19 protein-coding genes and 2 pseudogenes are annotated in these 22978 nt (G+C 64.7%); 10 read left to right on the top strand and 11 right to left on the bottom strand.

The genetic code is table 11. The features are described 5' to 3' along the window. The first annotated feature begins 133 nt into the window (after nt 1-133). On the top strand, nt 134-400 hold the full coding sequence (locus tag QA640_RS04930) for a hypothetical protein (RefSeq protein ID WP_283043123.1): 267 nt from the start codon (nt 134-136) through the stop codon (nt 398-400). On the opposite strand, the gene QA640_RS04935 is transcribed toward QA640_RS04930, so the two are convergent. Then, on the bottom strand, nt 397-3273 hold the full coding sequence (locus tag QA640_RS04935) for an EAL domain-containing protein (protein ID WP_283039628.1): 2877 nt from the start codon (nt 3271-3273) through the stop codon (nt 397-399). The two genes, QA640_RS04930 and QA640_RS04935, sit on opposite strands and share 4 nt — an antisense overlap. Nucleotides 3274-3414: 141 nt before the next feature. Continuing rightward, a complete protein-coding gene (locus tag QA640_RS04940) occupies nt 3415-4413 on the bottom strand; it encodes an NAD(P)H-quinone oxidoreductase (protein WP_283039629.1) in 999 nt (332 codons plus the stop codon). A 105-nt stretch (nt 4414-4518) separates the two neighbouring features. Here QA640_RS04940 and QA640_RS04945 point away from each other — a divergent pair, with 105 nt between their 5' ends. After that, nucleotides 4519-4710, top strand: coding sequence for a DUF1192 domain-containing protein (locus QA640_RS04945; RefSeq protein WP_283043124.1), 192 nt, complete (start codon nt 4519-4521; stop codon nt 4708-4710). A gap of 490 nt (nt 4711-5200) precedes the next feature. Next, nucleotides 5201-5710 carry a DUF1465 family protein gene (locus tag QA640_RS04950; protein WP_283043125.1) on the top strand — a complete coding sequence of 170 codons (510 nt, stop codon included), beginning with the start codon at nt 5201-5203 and terminating at the stop codon, nt 5708-5710. A gap of 108 nt (nt 5711-5818) precedes the next feature. On the opposite strand, the gene rpmE is transcribed toward QA640_RS04950, so the two are convergent. Next, entirely contained in the window at nt 5819-6046 is a 228-nt protein-coding gene (rpmE, locus tag QA640_RS04955) for a 50S ribosomal protein L31 (protein WP_027521816.1), read from the bottom strand. Nucleotides 6047-6245: 199 nt separating this feature from the next. Between rpmE and QA640_RS04960 the strand changes: the two genes are divergently transcribed. Next, complete coding sequence (locus QA640_RS04960) at nt 6246-8096, top strand: ABC transporter ATP-binding protein/permease (RefSeq protein ID WP_283039630.1); 1851 nt, start codon at nt 6246-6248, stop codon at nt 8094-8096. A 207-nt stretch (nt 8097-8303) separates the two neighbouring features. Here QA640_RS04960 and QA640_RS04965 read toward each other — a convergent pair whose 3' ends face one another. The 3 genes from QA640_RS04965 to QA640_RS04975 all read right to left on the bottom strand — a co-directional run bounded on the left by QA640_RS04965 (nt 8304) and on the right by QA640_RS04975 (nt 10943). Beyond that, entirely contained in the window at nt 8304-8753 is a 450-nt protein-coding gene (locus QA640_RS04965) for a GNAT family N-acetyltransferase (protein ID WP_283043126.1), read from the bottom strand. Continuing rightward, nucleotides 8750-9778 carry a peptidoglycan -binding protein gene (locus QA640_RS04970; RefSeq protein WP_283039631.1) on the bottom strand — a complete coding sequence of 343 codons (1029 nt, stop codon included), beginning with the start codon at nt 9776-9778 and terminating at the stop codon, nt 8750-8752. The genes QA640_RS04965 and QA640_RS04970 overlap by 4 nt, the downstream gene beginning before the upstream one ends. 145 nt (nt 9779-9923) lie before the next feature. Next, nucleotides 9924-10943, bottom strand: coding sequence for a flagellar motor protein MotA (locus QA640_RS04975; RefSeq protein WP_283039632.1), 1020 nt, complete (start codon nt 10941-10943; stop codon nt 9924-9926). A 229-nt stretch (nt 10944-11172) separates the two neighbouring features. Between QA640_RS04975 and QA640_RS04980 the strand changes: the two are divergent. From QA640_RS04980 to QA640_RS05005, 6 genes and pseudogenes are all read left to right on the top strand, one after another. Next, nucleotides 11173-11405, top strand: a pseudogene (locus QA640_RS04980) (DUF1295 domain-containing protein); the annotation flags it as partial. 160 nt (nt 11406-11565) lie between these two features. Beyond that, nucleotides 11566-11904, top strand: a pseudogene (locus QA640_RS04985) (class I SAM-dependent methyltransferase); the annotation flags it as partial. Nucleotides 11905-12390: 486 nt separating this feature from the next. Then, nucleotides 12391-12672: a hypothetical protein gene (locus QA640_RS04990; RefSeq protein ID WP_283039633.1), complete on the top strand. Its 282-nt coding sequence runs from the start codon at nt 12391-12393 to the stop codon at nt 12670-12672. A gap of 35 nt (nt 12673-12707) precedes the next feature. After that, nucleotides 12708-12941 carry a hypothetical protein gene (locus tag QA640_RS04995; protein WP_283039634.1) on the top strand — a complete coding sequence of 78 codons (234 nt, stop codon included), beginning with the start codon at nt 12708-12710 and terminating at the stop codon, nt 12939-12941. Between the two features lie 336 nt (nt 12942-13277). Next, complete coding sequence (locus QA640_RS05000) at nt 13278-14471, top strand: efflux RND transporter periplasmic adaptor subunit (RefSeq protein ID WP_283039635.1); 1194 nt, start codon at nt 13278-13280, stop codon at nt 14469-14471. A gap of 100 nt (nt 14472-14571) precedes the next feature. After that, nucleotides 14572-17724, top strand: a complete 3153-nt coding sequence (locus QA640_RS05005) for a multidrug efflux RND transporter permease subunit (protein ID WP_283039636.1) — start codon at nt 14572-14574, stop codon at nt 17722-17724. 135 nt (nt 17725-17859) lie between these two features. On the opposite strand, the gene QA640_RS05010 is transcribed toward QA640_RS05005, so the two are convergent. The 5 genes from QA640_RS05010 to fba all read right to left on the bottom strand — a co-directional run bounded on the left by QA640_RS05010 (nt 17860) and on the right by fba (nt 22960). Then, nucleotides 17860-18651, bottom strand: a complete 792-nt coding sequence (locus tag QA640_RS05010) for an inositol monophosphatase family protein (protein WP_283039637.1) — start codon at nt 18649-18651, stop codon at nt 17860-17862. A gap of 184 nt (nt 18652-18835) precedes the next feature. Then, complete coding sequence (locus QA640_RS05015; protein ID WP_283039638.1) at nt 18836-19912, bottom strand: tetratricopeptide repeat protein; 1077 nt, start codon at nt 19910-19912, stop codon at nt 18836-18838. Between the two features lie 9 nt (nt 19913-19921). Then, nucleotides 19922-20596 carry a thiamine phosphate synthase gene (locus tag QA640_RS05020; protein WP_283039639.1) on the bottom strand — a complete coding sequence of 225 codons (675 nt, stop codon included), beginning with the start codon at nt 20594-20596 and terminating at the stop codon, nt 19922-19924. Between the two features lie 2 nt (nt 20597-20598). After that, nucleotides 20599-21639 carry a class I fructose-bisphosphate aldolase gene (locus QA640_RS05025; protein ID WP_283039640.1) on the bottom strand — a complete coding sequence of 347 codons (1041 nt, stop codon included), beginning with the start codon at nt 21637-21639 and terminating at the stop codon, nt 20599-20601. A gap of 253 nt (nt 21640-21892) precedes the next feature. Next, complete coding sequence (gene fba, locus QA640_RS05030) at nt 21893-22960, bottom strand: class II fructose-bisphosphate aldolase (RefSeq protein WP_027521838.1); 1068 nt, start codon at nt 22958-22960, stop codon at nt 21893-21895. Between the last annotated feature and the right edge of the window lie 18 nt (nt 22961-22978).

A 22978-nucleotide genomic window follows, 5' to 3' on the forward strand; every position in this document is an offset into this window, starting at 1 on the left:
CGACACTAGTGGATGCACCTGAAATCTTGAGTAGTCTTTAAGCTGGGACGCCGGCGCGGCAATCAGTTAAGAAACGGTTTCCGGGACTAGCGTTTTTCGGCAGGGTTAACCGGATCAACGGTCGAGGATGGCGGTGAACGATTACGACGCGCTGCGTGATTACCTGATGCGGCAGAAGCAGATCGAGTTCGTGCTGAGCTTTGATCAGATCGAGGAGATCATCGGCGCCGCCCTGCCGCGCGCAGCGCAGCGCGCCTCATGGTGGGACAGCCTGCGTAGCCCCGACATCCAGATGCCGCAGCGCGAAGCCTGCCTCGCCGCCGGCTTCACGGCGACGCGGATGCCGGACGGCAAGAGCGTGCGGTTCCGGCGGATGCCAAGCGAGCGGCGACGAAACTAGCTCGCCGCTTCCAGGCGCACCTCGGTGAGCAGCCGCATCGCGGCGTCGGCGTCCATCGGCTCGCCGAAGGCGAAGCCCTGGGCGTATTCGCACCCCAACTGGTAAAGCTCGACCGCGTCGGAGTCGGTCTCGGCACCTTCGGCCACCACGTCCATGCCGAGATCATGCGCGAGCGCGATGATCGATTTCAGGATCACGGGGCGGGTGCCGCGGCTCGTGGTGCGCACGAAGGACTGATCGATCTTGATGGTGTCGAACGGGAAGCGCTGGAGATAGGCGAGCGAGGAATGGCCGGTGCCGAAATCGTCGAGCGACAGCCCGGTGCCGAGCTCGCGGATCCGCGTCAGCATTTGCGCGGCGTGCTCCGGATTCTCCATCACCAGCGATTCCGTCAATTCCAGCTTCAGCGTGCCGCGGGCGACCGAAGAGCGCGACAGCACGGTGCGGATATCGTGGATGAGGTCGTGGCGGAGCAATTGCCGCGAGGAGACGTTGACGGATGCGAAGATCGGCTCGCGCGAGCGCATCGCGCGCTGCCAGACCGAAAGCTGTTTTGCGGTCTGGTCGAGCACGAACATGCCGAGATCGACGATCAGGCCGGTCTCTTCCGCAATCGTGATGAATTCCGACGGCGACATCCGCCCGAGCTTGGGATGATCCCAGCGCGACAGCGCCTCGAAGCCGGCGATCGAACGGTCTTCCAGCCGCACGATCGGCTGGTAGAGGATGGTGATCTCCTGCCGCTCGATGGCGCGGCGGAGCTCGCTCTCAAGTGTCAGGCGGTCGGTTTTTCGCGCGCGCATGACGGGCTTATAGACATCAATGCGGTCGCCGCCGATGCGCTTGGAATGATACATCGCAAGCTCGGCGTCCTTGATGATCTCGTCCGTCAGTTGGACTTGCGGATCGGAAAGCGCGAGGCCAATCGAGGCGGTGAGGAAAATCTCGCGGTCGTTGAAGGCGATCGGCGCGCGGATGGTCTTGCGGATGGTCTCGGCGAAGGCGGTGATGCGGGCCGGGTCCTGCTCCGACAGCAGGATCAGGCCGAACTGGTCACCGGCGAGCCGCGCCAGCGTATCTTGCGGTTTCAGGATGCGGGTGAGGCGGCGGGCGAGCGTGAGCAGGATGGAATCGCCGACCGCGATGCCGACGGAATCGTTGACCTGCTTGAAGCGGTCGAGATCGATCACCATCAGCGTCGGCCGCAGCGTCGGCACGGTCTTGGCGAGATTCGCGACGGCACCGAGGCGGTCCATGAACAGCTTGCGGTTGGGCAGGCCGGTCAGATTGTCATGCACGGAATCATGCAGCAGGCGCTCTTCGGCATTGCGCAGCTCGGTGACGTCGGTGAGCGTGCCGACGACGCGCGAGACCTCGCCGTCGGAACCGACCACGGGCCGTGCCTTCAGCGCGAACCACATGAAATGGCCGTCTGGGGTGCGCAGGCGGAAGTCCTGCACGAGGCGGCCGCGGCGCTGGTCGAGCACGCTGTCCAGCGCGGCACGGAAGCGATCCTGGTCGAGCGGATGCAGCACCTCCAGCCAGGTCGCCGCCGGTCCTTCCAGCGTGCCGCGTTTCAGCCCTAACAGCGCTTCGGTCTCCGGGCTGGTGAACACCTTGTCGGCGGAAACGTCCCAGTCCCAGATCAGATCGCCGGAGCCGGCCAACGCGAGCGCCCGCCGCTCGATGTCGGACACGACCCCGGTGGTGGCGCCGCCGCCGGCGAAGGCGTGCTGCATGACCGTGAATCCGATCAGCATCACGATCAGCACGAGACCACCGAGCAGCGCGGGTCCGACGATGTCGTTGGTCACGGAGCCCGCGATCGTCATGCCGGCCGCGACCACCCAGATCACGAGCAGGAACCAGGTCGGGATCAGCAACACGGCGCGGTCGAAGCCGTGGGTCGAGAGATAGACGATCAACGCAAAGCCGGCGAAGGCGATCAGCACCAGCGACATGCGCGCGATGCCGGAGGCGACGGCCGGATCGAACAGCGCGAGCGCAACGAGCGAGCCCAGGAAGGCAAGCCAACCCACCGTGATGTGCGAATAGCGCACGTGCCAGCGGCTGAGGTTGAGATAGGCGAACAGGAACACCAGCAGCGTCGCGGCCAGGATCGCTTCGCCCGCCGCGCGCCAGATGCGCTCGGCGTTGTTCGACATGTCGAGCACCTTGCCCCAGAAGCCGAAATCGACGCCGATATAGACCAGCACCGCCCAGGCAAGCGCTGCGGCCGCCGGGAACATGATACTGCCCTTCACCACGAACAAAATGGTGAGCACGAGCGCAAGCAGGCCCGAGATTCCGATCACGATACCCTGGTAGAGCGTGAACGAGTTGACCTTGTCCTTGTAGGCCTCCGGCTCCCACAGATAGAGCTGCGGCAGCTTGTCGGTGCGCAGCTCCGCGACGAAGGTGACGACGGAGCCGGGGTCGAGCGTGATGCGGAACACGTCCGCGGTCGCGCTCTCCTGGCGCTCGGGCCGGTCGCCGACCGACGGCGTGATGGTCGCGATGCGCGACAGCCCGAGGTCGGGCCACAACAGGCCGGACGAGACGATACGGTAATGCGGCGCGACGATCAGGCGGTCGAGCTGGTCGTCGGTGTTGTTGGCGAGCGCGAACACCACCCAGTTCTGGCCACCCTCACGTGCACGCACCTCGATGCGGCGAACGATGCCGTCGGTGCCGGGCGCGGTGGACACCTGGATGCGGTCAGCGTCGCTGCGCTGGTGCTCAAGGACTGCGGTGAGGTCGATCGCGGGCGCGTCGCTGCGGACGCTGACGGCGTCAAGCGCGCGTGCAGGCGACGCGGCGACAAGAATCATGAGGCCCAGCGCTATGGGCGCGAGGCACCTGATCAGACGCAAGGTCAGTTCTCCGCGTTCGACGCAAACTCTTCAGTGTTAAGCGCATTTCCGAACGGAACGAGATGGTTCGGCGCGTCGCGATAGATGCCACGAAAGCGAGGAAAATCAAAGGGTTTCCGCCTCGCTTGCGGAGCTTGCGCGCTAGACCTCCAACACAATTTTGCCAATATGTGCGGAGGTTTCCATCCGCCGGTGCGCCTCCGCCGCGTTTTCCAGCGGGAAAGTGCTGTCCATCAGCGGTTTGATGCGACCTTCGCGCAAGAGCGGCATCACCTTGGCCTCGATCGCGGCCACCATCGCCGCCTTGTCCGCATTACTACGGGGGCGCAGCGTCGAGCCCGTATGGGTGAGGCGCTTCACCATCACCTTGGCGATGTTGACGTTGACTTTGGGGCCGTTGAGCGTTGCGATCTGCACGATGCGGCCGTCGACCGCGGCGGCATCATAGTTGCGGTCGACATAGTCGCCGGCGACCATGTCGAGGATCAGGTTGGCGCCGGCATTGCCGGTCTCCGCCTTGACCACGGCGACGAAGTCTTCGGTCTTGTAGTTGATCGCGCGGTCGGCCCCTAATTTGAGGCAGGCATCGATCTTGTCCTGCGAGCCGACGGTGACAATCACCTTGGCGCCGAACGCTTTTGCAAGCTGGATCGCCATGGTGCCGATGCCGGAGGAGCCGCCATGGATCAGCAGCGTCTCGCCGGCTTTCAGGCCGCCGCGCTCGAACACATTGTGCCAGACCGTCATCAGGGTTTCTGGCAGGGCGCCTGCTTCCTTGATCGACAGCGCCGGCGGCACGCTCATCGCCTGCGCATCCTGCGCGATACAATATTGCGCGTAGCCGCCGCCGGCCACGAGCGACATCACCTTGTCGCCGATCTTGTGCCGCTTGGCGTTGCTGCCGACTGCGACCACTTCGCCCGCGACCTCAAGTCCCGGCAGGTCGCTGGCGCCGGGCGGCGGCGGATAAGAGCCCGAGCGCTGCGCCACGTCGGGCCGGTTCACGCCGGCGGCCATGACCTTGATCAGGATCTCGTCGGGCCCTACTTGCGGCAGCGCGCGTTGCTCCGGCACCAGCACCTCGGGACCGCCGGGCTTGGAGATGGCGACCACGGTCATTTGCGCAGGTAGCTTTTCCATGATTTGTCCTTGGCCTTGAGGGTGCAGGATGAACGAGGCAATTGATTAGCCAGCAGGGCAACCGCTGGCAACCGCTTCAGCTTCGGTTGTGATGGAGGAGCGATGATGGCGATGGACGATGATGACCGGCCGCGCAAGAAGGTCACCCACGAGATCGGACAGGACCTCTCACTGTTATCGGTCGAGGAATTGACCGAACGCATCGCACTGCTGAAGTCCGAGATCGCAAGGCTCGACGAAGCGGCAACCAAGAAGCGCGCCTCGCGCGACGCCGCGAACAGCATTTTCAAGTCGTAGCGCTCTCCTGCCCGGACGCGGGTAGCGCGTGCAACGCTGCGCCGGGACCCATGCTCATCCAGATACGAGCGTTCGCAGACGTCGCCACGGCTCAACAGTGCGGCACTTCGCACCGCACTGCTGATCCGTGGCACGATAGTTCCCGCTCGGCCAATGGCCGACATGGCTAACGAACTCTCAAAAAAATCGTTCGTTTACGGTCGATTAAGCTTTCGGGTTTATGACTGGAACCGTCCTCGTTTGGACACCGAGTGGCTCCTGTCCACTCTGTTTGACGCCTCCCTGTTATCAACTTTCAAAGCCGCCGGTCTCCGGCGGCTCTTTTTTTGCGCTTGTTCTGCAATTGCGTGTCCCGCCTTGGTGCAATGAGGCGCGGAAACCATAAACGCGGTTGCTGCTGGACTCTGCGCCGCCCTCGCGCAATGATTTGTTCATCATAATCCGGCGACCCAAGCCGGATGGTAAACAGTTGCGTAAGGGGGCGTTAACCATGGAACGTTTGCAAGCCGACGGCGCTCTCGTTCAACTCAGCGAACGGTTCACCAATTCGGCGGCGTTCAGCGCCTTGTTCCGCGAGGGCATGGACCTGGTCGAGCAGACCGCCGCCTATCTGGACGGCGCCGGGCGTACCGAGGCCAAGGCGCTCGACCGCGCCGTCAGCCTGACCTACGCAACCGAAAGCATGCGCCTCACCACCCGCCTGATGCAGCTCGCATCCTGGCTGCTGCTGCACCGCGCGGTGAAGGAAGGTGAGATGACGCTGGTCCAGGCCAACCGCGAAAAGACCAAGGTCAAGCTGACCGCGGCCGATCCCGGCCCCGCCGACACGATCGAGAAGCTGCCGCAGCAATTACAGCACCTGATCGCCCGCTCGATGAGCCTGCAAACGCGCGTGCGCCGCCTCGACACCAGCATCCACACCCCGCCTGCGGACCGCATGCCGATCGGCAATCCCCTGGTGCCCCAGCTCAACGCGCTCAAGGCCGCGTTCGAGGGGTAGACGCTCGGGTGCTGTAGGGACGCCCATTGCGCAATGTGGAATGACGGCACAAACAAAAACGCCCCTGGTGTCCCAGGGGCGTTTTTCGCCGTGGCCTGATCGGCCGGATCAATCCTTCTTGAGGAAGCCCGAGAACTTCTTCTGGAACCGGGAGACGCGGCCGCCACGGTCCATGATCTGGGCAGAGCCGCCGGTCCAGGCCGGATGCGACTTCGGGTCGATGTCGAGCTGGAGCTTGTCGCCTTCCTTGCCCCAGGTGGAGCGGGTCTGGTACTCCGTACCGTCGGTCATCACGACAGTAATCGTATGATAATTCGGGTGAATCTCGGCTTTCATGGCAATTCCTCGGCGCCCCGGCGCCTCATTGAGTGGCTAGCGAATGACGGATTTGGGCGGCTCTATACCCCACGAACCCTCGCAAAACAAGCCATTGCGGGGACTAGCGAACCGGGCTTGCCCCTAAGGGACATCCCGGATTTGCCACTCCCCTTGCCCCGGCCTATTGGGAGCGGAGGAATCCAATGGGTCGGATCTCATGAGCGCAGTGGAACGGCTTGATGACCGATACGTCGATCAGCCCGAGATGAATGCCGCGGACACCCCATCGATCGAGGCCGAGCTGATCCAACAGCCGGCCAAAAGCCGGGCAAAGCTGCGGCCGCTGATGGCGCTCGCGCCCTATGTGAGCCGCTATCGCGGGCGTGCGGCGCTTGCCTTCGTCGCGCTGACGATTGCCGCGCTGACCACGCTCTTGGTTCCGGTCGCGGTGCGGCGGATGATCGATTTCGGCTTCACGCCGGAAGGCATCGCGCTGATCAACAGCTACTTTGCCGTGATGATTGCAGTCGTCGCGGTGCTCGCGCTGGCAAGCGCCGCGCGCTACTACCTCGTGATGACGATCGGCGAGCGCATCGTCGCCGATCTTCGCCGCGACGTGTTCGGCCATCTGCTGTCGCTCTCGCCGACCTTCTTCGACAACGCGCGCAGCGGCGAGCTGGTCTCGCGGCTTACTGCCGACACCACCCAGATCAAATCCGCGGTCGGCGCCTCCGTGTCGATTGCGCTGCGCAACATGATGATGTTCTTGGGCGCGGTCGCGATGATGGTGATCACGAGCCCGCGGCTCTCCGGTTTCGTGCTGCTCGCCATTCCCCTGATCGTGCTGCCGCTGGTCGCCTTCGGGCGCTGGGTGCGGCGGCTGTCGCGCAATGCGCAGGATACGCTTGCGGACGCCTCGGCCTACGCCTCCGAGCTGGTCGGCGCCATCCGTACCGTGCAGGCCTATACCAGCGAGCAGCTCGCCGGAAAGCGCTTCGGCGGCGAGGTCGAGCAGGCCTATGAGGCGGCGCGCACCTCGACACAGGCGCGCGCAGTGCTCACCGCCATCATCATCTTCATCGTGTTCACGAGCGTGGTCGCGATCCTCTGGATCGGCTCGCATGACGTCCTGATCGGCTCCATCTCGCCTGGTCGTCTCGGCCAGTTCGTGCTCTACACCGCGTTTGCGGCAGCAGGCCTCGGCCAGCTCAGCGAGGTCTGGGGCGAGGTCGCCGCAGCATCAGGTGCCGCCGAGCGCCTGTTCGAGATCCTGCACATGCAGCCGGAGATCACGGCACCTGCGATGCCGCGCGCGCTGCCATCGCCGGCGCGTGGCGAGGTCGGCTTTGACAAGGTGAGCTTCGCCTATCCGGCGCGGCCTGACGTCAAGGTGCTCGACAGTGTTTCGCTCAGCGTGCGCCCCGGCGAGAAGGTCGCGATCGTCGGTCCCTCCGGCGCTGGCAAGAGCACGCTGTTTCATCTGCTGCTGCGGTTCTACGATCCGCGTTCCGGCGCCATCGCGCTCGACGGCGTGCCGGTCAAATCGGCCGATCCGCGCGAGCTGCGCGCGCGCATCGCGCTGGTGCCGCAGGAATCGGTGGTGTTCGCCGCCACCGCCCGCGAGAACATCCGCTTCGGCCGGCCCGATGCGACCGACGCCGAGGTCGAGCGCGCCGCCGAGCTTGCGCATGCCGCCGAGTTCATTCGCCGTCTGCCGGAGGGATTCGAGACCCCGCTCGGCGAGCGCGGCGTGACGCTGTCCGGCGGCCAGCGCCAGCGTATCGCGATCGCGCGCGCCATCCTGCGCGATGCACCGCTGCTGCTGCTTGATGAAGCAACGTCGTCGCTCGATGCCGAAAGCGAGACGCTGGTGCAGACCGCGCTGGAGGAGCTGATGAGCCATCGCACCACGATCGTGATCGCCCATCGCCTCGCAACAGTGCTGTCGTGCGACCGCATCCTGGTGATGGACCAGGGCCGGATCGTCGAGCAGGGCACGCATGCCGAGCTGGTCGCGGCAAACGGGCTTTATGCCAGGCTGGCAAGGCTGCAGTTCGAGGGGGCGTGAGGGTTTCCACCCGCCTCGAACCAAAATATCGAAAACAACCCCATGCAAAGGAGAACGGCTGTCGCCGGTGGCGAGGCGCAAGTGTTTGAAGTTGCTGTCATTGCGAGCGTAGCGAAGCAATCATCCAGGCTGTCTGTGCGGCGGTCGTCTGGATTGCTTCGTCGCTTCGCTCCTCGCAATGACGGAGTATGGAGTGGACCGACGCGTCTAGGGCTTCCACGCCATTCGCAGCACCGGCCGGCCCGAGGTCGGGTTCACGTCGTCGCCGGCATGGGCAAAGCCGTTGCGCTCGTAGAAGCGGATGGCGCGGGCGTTGTCCTTGTTGACGAGCAGTGTCACGCCAGTGGGCGAGAGACGCTTGGCCTCATTGACCAGGAGGCGCGCGGCATCAGAGCCCCATTGTCCGGGATCGACCACGAGCTGGTCGAGATAGCCTTCGCCGTCGATCGTGACGAAGCCGATCAGCGCGCCGTCAACCTGCTCGATGACGACGATCGCCGCCTTTGGCACGAGATCCTTGCGCCAGCGCTCGCGCCACCACGCCAGCCGCGCCGCGAAGTCGATCTGCGGATAGGCCTGCTGCCAGGTGCGATGCCACAGCTCGATCGCCGCCGCTTCGTCCTCGGCGCGATAGGGGCGAAGGTGGAAGCTCACTATCGCTCCGTCAGCTTCAGCTCGATGCGGCGGTTGCGCTTGAACGCTTCTTCGGTGTTGCCGGTATCGAGCGGCTGGAATTCGGCGAAGCCGGCCGCGACCAGGCGCTCGGCGGGCACGCCGAGCGAGATCAGATATTGCACCACCGAGATGGCGCGGGCCGAGGACAATTCCCAGTTGGACTTGAAATTGGCGCCGCTGACCGGCCGCACGTCGGTGTGGCCGTCGACGCGCAGCACCCAGGCGATCTCGTTCGGGATCTTGTTGTTGAGCTCGATCAGCGCGCTCGCGACCGTGTCGAGTTCGGCGCGGCCCTCTGGCAGCAGGGTCGCCTGGCCGGTGTCGAAGAACACCTCGGACTGGAACACGAAGCGGTCGCCGACGACGCGGATGTCGGGACGGTTGCCGAGGATGGCGCGCAGGCGGCCGAAGAATTCCGAGCGGTAGCGCGACAATTCCTGCACGCGCTGGGCCAAAGCAACATTCAAGCGAGAACCCAGATCGGCAATCCGCGTCTGCGATTCCTTGTCGCGCTTCTCGGAGGCGTCGAGCGCTTCCTCGAGCGCCGCCAGCTGGCGCCGCAGAGCGCTGATCTGCTGGTTCAAGACCTCGATCTGGGCCAGCGCTCGCGCGGACACCTGCTTCTCGGAGTCCAGCGCCTTGCTGAGCTCGGTCGTCTTGCCCTGGGCGTCGTTGCCGGCGTTCGCGAGCCCTTCATAGAGGCCCTTCAGGCGATCGCGCTCGGTCTCGGCCGAGGCCAGCCCGGCCTTCAATTGCGAGACCTGGTCGTCAAGGTTGAGCTTGCCGAGCTTTTCCAGCGACAATAGCTCGTTGAGCTGCGCGATCTTGGCGTTGAGCTGCTCCAGCGCTTTGTCCTTGCCGGTGACCTCCTGCGACAGGAAGAACTGCACGACCAGGAACACCGAGAGCAGGAACACGATCGACAGCACCAGCGTCGACAGCGCGTCGACGAATCCGGGCCAGTAGTTGAAGGGGCCTTCGCTACGGCGGGCGCGGGCAAGAGGCATTTAAGTCTCCGTTTCTTTCGTGTCCCGGACGCGGTGCAGCGCCTTGGCGCTGCTCCGCAGAGCCGGGACCCAGAGTTATCCGTCGAATGGGCCCCGGCTCTGCAGTGCACCGCTTCGCGCTGCACCGCGTCCGGGGCATGAATCCTCAACTCTTCTCCGGCTGGCGCGCGAGGCGTTCGAGCAGGCGGCGGATCTCTCGGTTCTGCTCGCCCTGGCCGTCGGCCCATTCGCGGATCATCTGCTGCTCGGTGCGCATATGCGAGACCAGCGCCTGGATGGCCTCGGCAAGGCTCGCCATCGCCGCGGTCGTGCCGCGGCTGGCGCTGCCTTCCTCGAGCACCGAGCGCAGCCGCTCGACCGCAGCCTGGAGTTCGCCGGAGGCGACACCGCCGCCACCGGCGACCGCCGCCACCTCGCCGCTGCCATATTCGCGGACGGTGGTGGCCAGCCAGTCCTCGAGATCGGTGTAGAAACGATTTTGGGCCTGGCTCGATTGCAGGTCGAGGAAGCCGAGGATCAGCGAGCCGGCGAGGCCGAACAGGGAGCTCGAGAACGAGATGCCCATGCCGCCCAGCGGTGCGGCGAGGCCTTCCTTCAGGGTGTCGAACAGAGCGCCGGCGTCGCCGCCGACCTTCAGGCCGCCAATGATCGCGCCAACCGAGCCGACCGTCTCGATCAGGCCCCAGAAGGTGCCAAGCAGCCCGAGGAAGACAAGCAGCCCCGTCAGATAGCGGGAGATATCCCGGGCTTCGTCGAGGCGGGTCGCGATCGAATCCAGCAGATGGCGCATGGTCTGCTGCGTGATCGTCATGCGTCCGGTCCGATCGCCGCCGAGGATCGCCGCCATCGGCGCCAGCAGACGCGGGTGGCCGCTCGGCACCAGCCCGGGATCGGCAATCCGGAAGCCGTTGACCCATCTCACTTCGGGGTAGAGCCGGATGACCTGCCGGAAGGAGAGGATGATGCCGATGAGAAGGACGGCCCCGATCAGCGCGTTGAGGCCCGGATTGAAGAAAAAGGCATTCGTTATCTGCTTGTAGAGCACCACGGAGATCAGAGTGCAGAGCACCAGGAAGACCAGCATCCGCACGAGAAACACGCTGGGCGACGACAGTTTGTTGAGTTCGATTTCCATGTGAGGCGAGGTGCCTGACGGCGTGCGCATAGCCGATGTCATCCGTTACGAAAGCCTGAGCGGCCCGCACTATGGCACAGCGCGAGCGCAAAAAAAGCTGGGAGGGGTCGATTTCGGGGCGGGGCAGGGAACTCAAAGCTGAACCCAGGCTTTGAAGCTTACGTATTTTGCAAAACTTCGGCGTTTCACAGGCTCAAGTCGGATTTTTCGACCTATCTCGGGGGCACTCGCCGTCATCGCGCTGTTGCTTGCGATTCCGATGGCGCTCGCCTGGGTAGTGCGCGAGCGGACCGGTAATTCCGGCTGGGTCGACGCCATCTGGACGTTTTCCGTCGGGCGGGTCGGCGCCGGCAGCGCGCTCTGGACGGTCCTCCGGCAATGCGCCCAACGCACGGCAATGGCTGGTCGCGGGCCTGGCGGCACTGTGGTCAGTCCCGGCTCGGCACGCATATCGCAATCCGCACCAAAGCCACCTCCGACGATCCGCGCTATCCTTACTGTGTCACTAACCCTCATGGTGAGGAGCGCGAAGCGCGTCTCGAACCATGAGGCCCCGCCTGTGGCCCCCATCCTTCGAGACGCTTGCTTCGCAAGCTGCTCAGGATGAGGAGTGAGAGCGTTTATGACGCAGTAAAGCTATACCGCGCTTGCGAAGGAGTATTCCTCCTGCTTCTACAAGACGGCTGCGACCACGTTGCAGGAGGCGGAAGAGGAAGCCCTGCGCCAGACCGTCGCGCATGCTGACCTCGCAGATGGCCAGTCGATCCCCGAACTCGGCTGCGGCGGGGGTTCGCTGTCGCTGTGGATGGCGCGGCAGTTCCCGCATGCCGAGGTGATGGCGGTGTCGAACTCGCATTCGCAGCGGGACCATATCGGGAAGCAGGCGCGGCTGCGCGGCCTAGGGAATCTTCGCGTCGTCACTACGGATATGAACGTGTTCGCGCCCGACCGCCGGTTCGACCGCATCGTCTCGGTGGAGATGTTCGAGCACACACGATGGCGCCCCCCGTAAATTTCCCAACTGTCCGGCTCTTCACAGATCGGGTAAGCGCTCCGATTGCAATGCGAGCCAACAGAAACTTTCAGCGAAACCCGCTGTGCGAGAAGTGCGAGCGCGAAATGACGCTCCTCGGAGAACTGCCCTCGATTTCAGATCGCAGGGCCGTGCAGGTCTACCGGTGCCTTCCCTGCCGGCGGATCAGCACGACACCGGTTCAGGACTAAAGGCGCGCGCGCTGCTTGCTCCAATTTGTGCGCCGCTTATCACGATGACAGGATCGAACACGCGATGTCATTCACCTATTGAGCGGCACTCTCAACCACGCGCTGCAAGTGCGCTTGCCCGAAGCACCGCGTGCGGAAACCGCACCGCCGGCGCGAAAACACCTTGCGGCGCAGCTACGGAACACCATTACACCTGAGAAATTCGCGGAACGAAACGGCTCGTCAGACTTTCTCTGGCTTTTGGGAGGTGGTTATGACTTCTCAGGCAATAGACGGCGCGTGTGCGTTCGCTTGGCGGAACTACTTGCTGCTCCACAGCGGTATCAGCGAGAACGACAGCACGCGTTCCGCCCTCTATCGCTACGTCGCCAATCTTAGCGATACCGGCGACTATGATTTCGATCTCTTGCAGATAGCGGCAGTCGCCTACTTGAAACAACTGGACGAATTGCACGACGACCGAAGTGCCAGGCTCGCGGCAGATCAAACTCTGGCCGAGTGTTTGGAATCACGCAGTGCAAAAGCCGGCACTTAGCTTTGGACCGTAGCAGGGCAGAAGGAGCGAACAGCATGTCTGACAAAACCTCCAACGCAAGCCGTTTGGCGAGCGACGCACAAAAGCGCATCGCCGTAGCGACAGGAATCGGCATGAATGCCCTGAAGCCAATTATGCACTTTCAGGTCTCAATGCTCAGGATGTGGGCCGACAGTATCGAGAGGTTTACCGGCAATTTCGAAAGGGGAGTGGAGGAAACCGCGACTTCTGTCGGGGAACAGCCGGACAAGGAACACCGCGTGAATTAGCGCGAATGGTTCGGCGGAGTCCGAGTTGGGTTGCGAGCGGTGATTCCGCTTAGCCTACGGAAGCCCGTCATCATGTCGCTCTCAGGAGCACATGCCGTGGCTTGACGCTGCGATGTTCTGTCGCAGTTGTGGCGACGGTGACGGACTCACAATCCGGTGAGTCCTGAAAACAACCGCCAACTCAGTACGATAGGTCGTGTGACATTGAGCCGCCCGCGTGACGCGTTGCGTCGCAGCACATCCATTCTATTTTGAGCCGCAAGCTGCGCTGGTTTCGCCCGCACAGGGCAATCGACGCGGCATGTTAATTTAGACAACATCGGGGCACCCCACTTCATGTCAGGACTTCGAGCGCGATCGGCATGCGTTGCAATGATGCTCGCGGCCTTTGCGCCGCTGCTGGGTGCTTGCGATGAATCCAGCTCCGCGGTGTCCGCCGCCCAGCCTTCCGAACCCGATGTCAGCGTCGTCGTCGTCAAGCCGCAGCCGCGCGCGGTGGTGCGCGAGCTGCCCGGCCGCATCGCGCCGACGCGCGTCGCCGAAGTGCGGCCGCGCGTCTCCGGCATCGTCATCGAGCGCATGTTCCGCCAGGGCAGCGACGTGAAGGCGGGAGAAGCGCTCTATCGCATCGATCCGCGCCCGTTCGAGGTCGAGGTGATGGCGAGCGAGGCAGGGCTCGCCAAGGCCGAGGCCGCGCTGATGCAGGCGCAGCAGCAGGCGCGCCGCATCGCCACGCTGACCAGCCAGCGTGCCGCGCCCGAAGCCGAGAACGAGAAGACGATCGCCGCCGAGCGCCAGGCCCAGGCCCAGGCCGAGGGTCGCAAGGCGGAGCTCGCGCGCGCCAGGCTGAACCTCGATTATGCCACCGTGCGCGCGCCGATCGACGGCGTCGTCGGTGCCGCCATCGTGAGCGAAGGTGCGCTCGTGGTGCAGAACGAGACCAACCTCGCCACCGTGCAGCAGCTCGATCCGATCTACGCCGACTTCACCCAGTCGGTGACCGAGCTGAGCCAGCTTCGCCGCGCCTTCGAGAACGGCGATCTCGACCGCATCGCGGCCGATGCCGCCAAGGTCCGCCTCGTGCTCGACGACAACACGACCTACTCGCTCGACGGCAAGCTCTTGTTCTCCGACGCCAAGGTCGATGCCCATACCGGTCAGGTGACGCTGCGCGGCGAGTTCCGCAATCCCAAGCGCGAATTGCTGCCCGGCATGTATGTCCGCGTCCGCATCGACCAGGGCATCGATTCCGATGCGATCGCCGTGCCGCAGCAGGCGATCCAGCGCAATGGCGGCGGCGGCAGCGAGGTGTTCGTCGTCAAGGACGACAACCGCATCGCGGTGCAGCCGGTGCGCACCGGCTCGGTGCAGGACGGCATCTGGTTCGTCACCGACGGATTGAAGGCCGGCGACAAGGTCGTGGTCGAAGGCTTCCAGAAATTCGCGGCCGGCGACAAGGTCAAGCCGCAGTCCTGGGCCGAGGCCGATGCGACGGCGGATGCCCAGCACGCTCAGCGAGTCACGCGGTAACGCTAACGCGTCGCAAGGCTCTTTGTCCCTCATCCTGAGGAGCCCGCTGGCGCGCTCCTCACCATGAGGGACGAGTGAAACAACGAGGGTAAAGCGGCAAATGCCGAGCTTCTTCATCGACAGGCCGATCTTCGCCTGGGTGGTCGCGCTGTTCATCTGCTTGATCGGCGCGATCTCGATTCCCCTGTTGCCGGTCGCGCAGTATCCGATCATCGCGCCGCCCTCGATCTCGATCTCGACCAGCTATCCCGGCGCCTCGCCGGAAAACCTCTATAACAGCGTCACCCGGCTGATCGAGGAGGAACTCAACGGCGCCTCCGGCATCCTCAACTTCGAATCGACCAGCGACTCGCTCGGCCAGGTCGAGATCATCGCGAACTTCGTACCGGGCACCGACACGGGCGCGGCCTCGGTCGAGGTGCAGAACCGCATCAAGCGCGTCGAGGCGCGCCTGCCGCGTGCGGTGATCCAGCAGGGCATTTTGATCGAGGAAGCCTCCAGCGCGGTGCTTCAGATCATCACGCTGAACTCGACCGACGGCAGCCTCGATGAGGTCGGTCTCGGCGACTTCATGATCCGCAACGTGCTCGGCGAGATCCGCCGCATTCCCGGCGTCGGACGCGCCACGCTCTATTCGACCGAGCGGAGCTTGCGCGTCTGGGTCGATCCGGCAAAACTCGTCGGCTATGGGCTGACGGCGGATGACGTCAACAAGGCGATCAGCGCGCAGAACGCGCAGGTGGCCTCAGGCAGCATCGGCGCCGAGCCGTCGACGGCGGACCAGCGCATCTCCGCGCTGGTGCTGGTCAAGGGCCAGCTGTCTTCGCCGGACGAATTCGGCGCCATCATCCTGCGCGCCAATCCCGACGGCTCGACCGTCCGCCTGCGCGACGTCGCGCGGGTGGAGGTCGGCGGTCTCAGCTACCAGTTCAACACCCGCCTGAACGGCAAGGCGACTGCGGGCCTCTCGGTGCTGCTGTCGCCGACCGGCAATGCGCTCGCGACCGCCAGCGCGGTCGAAGCCAAGATGAAGGAGCTGTCGCGCTTCTTCCCGGCCAACATCTCTTACGAGATTCCCTACAACATCACGCCCGTCGTCGAGGCCTCGATCAAGAAGGTGCTGTCGACGCTGGTCGAGGCCGTGGTGCTGGTGTTCGTGGTGATGTTCCTATTCCTGCAGAACATCCGCTACACCATCATTCCGACCATCGTGGTGCCTGTGGCGCTCCTGGGCGCCTGCACCACCTTGCTGCTTGCCGGCTACTCCATCAACATGCTCTCGATGTTCGGCATGGTGCTGGCGGTCGGCATCCTCGTCGACGACGCCATCGTCGTGGTCGAGAACGTCGAGCGTATCATGGCCGAAGAGGGCCTGCCGCCGAAGGAGGCGACGCGCAAGGCGATGTCGCAGATATCAGGCGCCATCATCGGCATCACGCTGGTGCTGATGGCGGTGTTCGTGCCGATGGCGTTCTTCCCGGGCTCGGTCGGCATCATCTACCGCCAGTTCTCCGTCACCATGGTCGCCGCCATCGGCTTCTCCGCCTTCCTTGCGCTGTCGCTGACGCCGGCGCTGTGTGCCACGCTGCTCAAGCCTGTCGTGGCCGGCCACGGCCATGCGAAGAAGGGCCTGTTCGGCTGGTTCAACAGCATGCTCGAAGGCGGCAAGGAGGGCTATTCCCGCACCGTCGGCTTCTCGCTCAAGCGCACGGGACGGCTGATGCTGGTCTATGCCGCGCTGCTGGTCGGGTTGTCCTGGGCCTTCGTCAACCTGCCCGGCGGCTTCCTGCCGGTCGACGACCAGGGCTTTGTCACCACCGACGTGCAGGCGCCGTCGGATTCGTCCTATGCCCGCACCGAGGCGGTGATCGAGAAGGTTGAAAAATATCTCGCCGAACGTCCCGGCGTGAAGGACGTCACCTTCCTCACCGGCTTCAGCTTCTCCGGCCAGGGCATGAACACCGCGCAGGCCTTCATCACGCTGAAGGACTGGTCGGAGCGCGGGCCGAAGGACTCCGCTGCCGCGATCGTCTCCGACATCAACCGCGATTTGTCGTCGATCCGCGACGCAAAGATCTCGGCGCTGCAGCCGCCGCCGATCGACAATCTCGGCAACTCCTCGGGCTTCTCGTTCCGCCTCCAGGACCGCGGTCAGAAGGGCTATGCAGCCCTGATGCGCGCCGCCGGCCAGCTGATCGCGGAGGCCAATGCGAGCCCGGTGCTGCAAAAGGTCTATATCGAGGGCCTGCCCGAGGCGGGCGTGGTCAATCTCGTGATCGACCGCGAGAAGGCCGGCGCCTTCGGCGTCACCTTCGAGGACATCAACAACACCATCTCGACCAATCTCGGCTCGAACTACATCAACGACTTCCCGAACCGCGGCCGCATGCAGCGCGTCGTGGTGCAGGCCGACGCGCGCGATCGCATGAAGACCGAGGACATCCTCAACTACAACGTCAAGAACAGCCGCGGCCAGCTCGTGCCGTTCTCCTCCTTCGCGACGGTCGAATGGTCGCGTGGGCCGACGCAGATCGCGGGCTTCAACTACTATCCGGCAGTGCGCATCTCGGGTGAGGCGAAGCCCGGCTTCACCTCGGGCGATGCGATCGCCGAGATGGAGCGGCTCGCCGGCAAGCTGCCGCGCGGTTTCGGCTACGAATGGACCGGGCAGTCGCTCCAGGAAAAACTGTCGGGCTCGCAGGCACCGTTCCTGCTGGCGCTGTCGGTATTCGTGGTGTTCCTGTGTCTGGCCGCGCTCTACGAGAGCTGGACCATTCCGCTCGCGGTGCTGCTCACCGTGCCGCTCGGCGTCACCGGCGCTGTGATCGCGGCGATGCTGCGGGGACTGCCGAACGACGTCTATTTCACCGTCGGCCTCATCACCATCATTGGCCTCGCCGCCAAGGACGCGATCCTGATCATCGAGTTCGCCAAGGACTTGCGGAAAGAGGGCAAGCCGCTGGTGGAAGCCACCATCGAGGCCTGCCGCCTGCGCTTCCGCCCGATCCTGATGACCGGCCTTGCCTTCATCTGCGGCGTGCTGCCGATGGCGATTGCCCGCGGCGCCGGCGGCGCCAGCCAGCAGTCGCTCGGCACCGTCGTGATGGGCGGCATGATCGCCGTCGTCATCCTCGCGCTCTTGATGGTGCCTGTGTTCTTCGTCTCCGTGCAGCGCGTGCTGGCGGGAGATCGGGAGAAGGCGGCTAAGACGACGGGCGAAGCGTACGGGCCGCCGTCTCCCGTGAAGCCGTAAAATACGGTGGGGCGTGCCCCGCAGCGGCGGGGCATCAAGTACGCCGCGGCTTCTCTGTATCCAACGACGTCTCTGCAATACTTGATCACCCGCCGTCGCGGGTGATGACGGCGGTATGTGAGGCGCGTCTTCGCCCTACGCCGACTTCCGCAAGATCTTCACCAGCTCGCCGTGCACGAACTCGTTGCCGCACACGACGTGGCCGGTCACCAGCGCATCGCCTGGGGTTTCGATGTCGCTGACGGTGCCGCCCGCTTCGCGGACCATGATCTGGCCGGCGGCGATGTCCCAGGACTGCAAATTGCGCTCCCAGTAGCCGTCGAGGCGGCCGGCGGCGACGAAGGCGAGGTCGAGGGAGGCGGCGCCGAAGCGGCGCAGGCCCGCGACCTGGTCCTGGATCGCGGTCATCTCGCGGCGGAAGGATTCGTGATCGCCGCGGCCGATATGCGGCAGGCCGCAGGCGATGACGCATTCGTTGAGCTGGCGGCGGCCGGCCACGCGCAGGCGCTGGTCGTTGAGGAAGGCGCCCTTGCCGCGCTCGGCGATGTAGAGCTCGTCGTTGGCGGGGTTGTAGATCACGCCCGCAATCACGGTGCCTTCGCGCGCCAGCGCGATCGAGATCGCGAATTGCGGGATGCCGTGCAGGAAGTTGGTGGTGCCGTCGAGCGGATCGACGATCCAGGTGTGGCTCTTGTCGGAGCCTTCACGCGTGCCGCCTTCCTCGCCGATGAAGCCATAGCCGGGGCGCGCCTTGGCGAGGTCCTGGTAGAGGATCTCCTCCGCGCGCTTGTCGGCGAGCGAGACGAAATTCGCAGGCCCCTTCAGCGAGACCTGCAAGTGCTCGATCTCGCCGAGATCGCGCTTGAGGCTGCGGCCGGCGCGGCGCGCGGCTTTGACCATGACGTTGATAGTTGCGGAATACAGCATGAGATCGGTCTTGATTGGGGGAATTCGGCCCTAAAGCGCGATGAGATTGGGATGAATCGTCATCGCGCTTCAGGTTGTTGTTTGAGCATGATCTTTCCGGAAAACCGCTACGCACTTTTTCGGATCATGCTCAAGGCCGCCAGATTTAGGGGACTGGGTGCCCTGCGGCAGGCGCCGCGTCAAGTCATTTGGTCCCGAGCCATTTCTTCGCGGCGGCCTCGGCCTTGGCCCGGTCCTCGGGGGGGAGATCGGTCAATTGCTTGTCGAGTTCGGGATCGCCCTTGCCGCCGGTCTTGGCGACCAGGTGCCATTTGAAGCCCTCGATCTTATCGGCCTGCGTGCCCATGCCGTTGATCAGCACCCAGGCCAGCCGGTTCTGCGCGATCGGACTGTTTTGCCGGGCGGCCTTGCGGAGCAAGGCCACCGCGGCGGGCATGTTTTTCGGCGTGCCGGTGCCGTTGAACAGCGCGATCGCATATTCGACCTCGGCATCGACATTGTCGGCGAGCGAGGCGGCCTGAAGCAGCCGCACCGCCCGCTCGATGTCCTTCGGCACGCCGGTGCCTTCCTTGTAGAAGGTCGCGAGCGCGTATTGCGCCTCGGGCAGCCCTGCATCCGCGGCCTGGCGGAGCAGCTCGGCCGAGCGCCTGACATCCTGCGGCAGCGTCTGCCCGTCGAGATAGAGCAGCGCGAGATTATAGGCTGCCTTGGGCGCGCCGAGCTTGGCGGCGGAGGCGAGCAGTTTGACCGCATCGCCCTTGTCGACCGGGCCGCCGCGGCCGGCCATGCGCATCATCGCGAGCTCAAACATCGCCTCACGGTCGCCCGCATCGGAGGCGCGCTTGTACCACTCGACCGCCTTGGCGTAATCGCGCTTGATGCCGAGCGCGCTGGAGTAGAGCTGGCCCAGCATGGTCATGGCCTTGGGATCGCCGCCTTGCGCGCGCGCGGTGGCGAGATCGAAAGCGGTCTTGTATTGCCCGCGCTGATAGGCGCCGTACACGAGATCGACGTTGGAATTGTCGGTCGGCGGCGCCGGGATCACGGTCGCGGCCGGCGGCGGGCTCGGCGAGGCCGACGGCTTTGGCGCCGGCGCCGCCTCCTTCTTCTTGACCGCGTGCGGCTTGGTCGCAGATTTTTCTTTGGGCTTCTCGGGCGCAGGGCTCGGTGTTGCCGCCGGCGGCGTCAGCGAGAGCTGTGCGGCCGCAGGCGCGGCGAGGAGCAAGAGCGCCAGGAACGGTGTGCAGAGCAGGAGCTTCATGATCGGCTGCTAGCCATGCTCCCGGCCTGCGGGCGCGTCTGCATAGGCCTTCTTGATCGCGGCTTCCGCATCGACCAGCGCAGCCTCTGGTCCGCGTGGATCGGCCCAGATGAAATCGCCGACCAGCACGAAATCCGCACCTGCGGCGGCGAATTCGAAGGCTTCCGCCGTCGAGGTGGCAAAGCCGACGCAGGGCGGCTCGAACAGCTCGGCCCACCAGTCCAGCCGTTCCGCAACCGCCTGCACCGAGGGCCGCTGGCCGTTTGCGTCCGGCTCGCCGAACAGCACGTAATCCGCGCCCATCTCGCCTGCGCTCATGGAATCATGCCGGGTGGCTAGCCCGCCGACGCCGGCGATGCGATCCGGTTTCAGCGATGGCATGGCTTCTTCGAGCGCGGCGATGCCGGTCAGATGGGCGCCGTCGGCCCCGCCGCGCGCGACCAACTCGACATGGCCATCGAGCAGCAGCGCCGCGCCGGCCTTCTGGACCGCCGGCGCCAGCGCCTTGACCCGCGAGATCATCGTTCGCTGGTCGGTTTCCTTTAGCCGCACCAGCACGGCGGCGACGTCGGCGCCGGCGAGCAGGGTGGGCAGCTCACCGAGAAGCGAAGCGGGATCGTCCACGAGCGGCGTCGCGAGATAGAGCCGCGGCGCCGGGCGCGCGGAAGCGGAATTGTTCGACAAGTCTAGGCCGCCTTCTTCTCTAACCCGCTGTCCCATTCGCCGCGGCTGGCGAGTGCGTTCATCCGCGCGCGATGGGCGAAGGCTCTTTGGCCAGCGGTGACATTTTCCGCCTTGCCCGACCAGGCCTTCTGCGGTGCGGCCTGGAGCGCGCGGCCATAGGAGAAGGTCAGCCGCCAAGGCAGTGGTCCGAGCCTGTTCATGGCGTCGAGATGCGCGGTTGCTTCCTCGTCCGACTGGCCGCCGGAGAGGAAAGCGATACCGGGCACTGCGGCTGGAACGCAGGCCTTGAGGAGGCGCACGGTCTTCTCGGCGACTTCCGCAACGGGAGCCTGCTTGCCGCACTTCTTGCCGGAGACTGCCATGTTGGGCTTCAGCACCATGCCTTCGAGCGCGACGCGCTGCACGCGCAATTCCTGGAACGTCTTGTTGAGCACGTGCTGCGTGACGTCATAGCAGCGGTCGATGTCGTGGTCGCCGTCCATCAGCACCTCCGGCTCGACGATCGGCACGATCTGCGCGGCCTGGCACAGTGCAGCGTAGCGCGCCAGCGCATGCGCGTTGACGCTGATCGCGGTCATCGAGGGAATGTCCCGGCCGTCAGTGCCGCTGCCGATGTCGATCACCGCACGCCATTTGGCGAATCGGGCGCCACGCTCGTAATATTTCTTCAGGCGGTCGGCGAGTTTGTCCAGCCCGACGGTGACGAGCTCGCCCGGGCACATCGGCAGGGCTTGCGTGCCTTCGTCGACCTTGATGCCGGGAATGGCGCCGCTCTCTTCGATCAGCTTCACCAGCGGCGTGCCGTCCCGGGCCGCCTGCCAGATCGTTTCGTCATAGAGGATGACGCCGGAGATGTGCTGGGTCATGGCGTCCTTGGCGCGAAACAGCATCTCGCGGTAGTCGCGGCGGTTGTCTTCGGTGGATTCCACGCCGATTGCGTCAAAACGCTTCTTGATGGTGCCGGAGGATTCGTCGGCGGCGAGGATGCCCTTGCCGGGCGTAACCATGGCCTGTGCGACCTTGTTGAGCTCAGTCAGATTCATCGAGAGGTCCTCCCAAAACGATTCTGCCTTGCCCCGGAAAATAGACCGTTCTCGGGCAATTGCCGAGTTAACGTTGGTCGCAGGGTAAAGGGGGATGGGAGCGCGGCCGGCGGCAACACTCGTCACTCCCCATTGCGCAATGGGGATGAGCCTAAGGCGCAGGCCCGGAATCCATAACCCCGGACCGTGGCTATGGATTCCGGGCTCACCGCTTTGCGGCGCCCCGCAATGACAGAGGAGGGGTGTCGCTCGCTTACGCGATCTTCGGGTTGAGCTCGCCCTTGGCGTAGCGCTTGGCCATTTCGGCGGTGGTGAGGACGCGCTTGATCTTGGAGGCCTGGCCTGCGGTGTTGAACTCCTGGAGCCGCTGCTTGCACAGCTTGGTCATGGCTTCCATCGCCGGCTTCAGGTACTTTCGCGGATCGAACTCTTCCGGATTGTCCTTCAGGACCTTACGGATCTGGCCGGTCATCGCCATGCGGTTGTCGGTGTCGATGTTGATCTTGCGCACGCCGTTCTTGATGCCGCGCTGGATCTCGGCGACCGGCACGCCCCAGGTCGGCTTCATCTTGCCGCCATTGGCGTTGATGATCTCCTGAAGCTCCTGCGGCACCGATGACGAACCATGCATCACAAGATGCGTGTTCGGCAGCTTGCGGTGGATCTCCTCGATCACGTTCATGGCGAGGATGTCGCCGTCCGGCTTGCGGGTGAACTTGTAGGCGCCGTGCGAGGTGCCCATCGCGATCGCGAGCGCGTCGACCTGGGTCTCCTTGACGAACTTCACGGCCTCGTCCGGATTGGTCAGGAGCTGGTCGTGCGACAACTTGCCCTCGGCGCCGTGGCCGTCTTCCTTGTCGCCCATGCCGGTCTCGAGCGAGCCGAGCACGCCGAGTTCGCCTTCCACCGAGATGCCGCCGAGATGGGCCATGTCGGTCACGGTCTTGGTGACGCCGACATTGTAGCCCCAATCGCCCGGGGTCTTGCCGTCGGCCTTCAGCGAGCCGTCCATCATCACCGAGGTGAAGCCGGCCTGGATCGCGGTCATGCAGGTCGCCGGCTCGTTGCCGTGATCCAGATGCACGCAGACCGGGATGTGCGGATAGATCTCGGTCACCGCGTCCATCATGTGCTTGAGCATGACGTCGTTGGCATAGGAGCGCGCTCCGCGCGAGGCCTGGATGATGACGGGCGCGTCGACCTGGTTGGCCGCGTCCATGATCGCTAGGGCCTGCTCCATATTGTTGATGTTGAAGGCCGGTACGCCGTAATCGTTCTCCGCAGCATGGTCGAGCAATTGACGCAACGTGATCCGAGCCATCTGTGTTTTTCTCCCGTT

The sequence above is a fragment of the Bradyrhizobium sp. CB82 genome, assembly GCF_029714405.1.
In the GTDB taxonomy this organism is placed as follows: domain Bacteria; phylum Pseudomonadota; class Alphaproteobacteria; order Rhizobiales; family Xanthobacteraceae; genus Bradyrhizobium.

Coding starts and splice junctions, on each gene's coding strand:
- QA640_RS04940 (WP_283039629.1), bottom strand. CDS start 4,413: ATGGAAAAGCTACCTGCGCAAATGACCGTGGTCGCCATCTCCAAGCCC.
- QA640_RS04945 (WP_283043124.1), top strand. CDS start 4,519: ATGGCGATGGACGATGATGACCGGCCGCGCAAGAAGGTCACCCACGAG.
- QA640_RS04950 (WP_283043125.1), top strand. CDS start 5,201: ATGGAACGTTTGCAAGCCGACGGCGCTCTCGTTCAACTCAGCGAACGG.
- rpmE (WP_027521816.1), bottom strand. CDS start 6,046: ATGAAAGCCGAGATTCACCCGAATTATCATACGATTACTGTCGTGATG.
- QA640_RS04960 (WP_283039630.1), top strand. CDS start 6,246: ATGAGCGCAGTGGAACGGCTTGATGACCGATACGTCGATCAGCCCGAG.
- QA640_RS04970 (WP_283039631.1), bottom strand. CDS start 9,778: ATGCCTCTTGCCCGCGCCCGCCGTAGCGAAGGCCCCTTCAACTACTGG.
- QA640_RS04975 (WP_283039632.1), bottom strand. CDS start 10,943: ATGCGCACGCCGTCAGGCACCTCGCCTCACATGGAAATCGAACTCAAC.
- QA640_RS04990 (WP_283039633.1), top strand. CDS start 12,391: ATGACTTCTCAGGCAATAGACGGCGCGTGTGCGTTCGCTTGGCGGAAC.
- QA640_RS04995 (WP_283039634.1), top strand. CDS start 12,708: ATGTCTGACAAAACCTCCAACGCAAGCCGTTTGGCGAGCGACGCACAA.
- QA640_RS05000 (WP_283039635.1), top strand. CDS start 13,278: ATGTCAGGACTTCGAGCGCGATCGGCATGCGTTGCAATGATGCTCGCG.
- QA640_RS05005 (WP_283039636.1), top strand. CDS start 14,572: ATGCCGAGCTTCTTCATCGACAGGCCGATCTTCGCCTGGGTGGTCGCG.
- QA640_RS05010 (WP_283039637.1), bottom strand. CDS start 18,651: ATGCTGTATTCCGCAACTATCAACGTCATGGTCAAAGCCGCGCGCCGC.
- QA640_RS05015 (WP_283039638.1), bottom strand. CDS start 19,912: ATGAAGCTCCTGCTCTGCACACCGTTCCTGGCGCTCTTGCTCCTCGCC.
- QA640_RS05025 (WP_283039640.1), bottom strand. CDS start 21,639: ATGAATCTGACTGAGCTCAACAAGGTCGCACAGGCCATGGTTACGCCC.
- fba (WP_027521838.1), bottom strand. CDS start 22,960: ATGGCTCGGATCACGTTGCGTCAATTGCTCGACCATGCTGCGGAGAAC.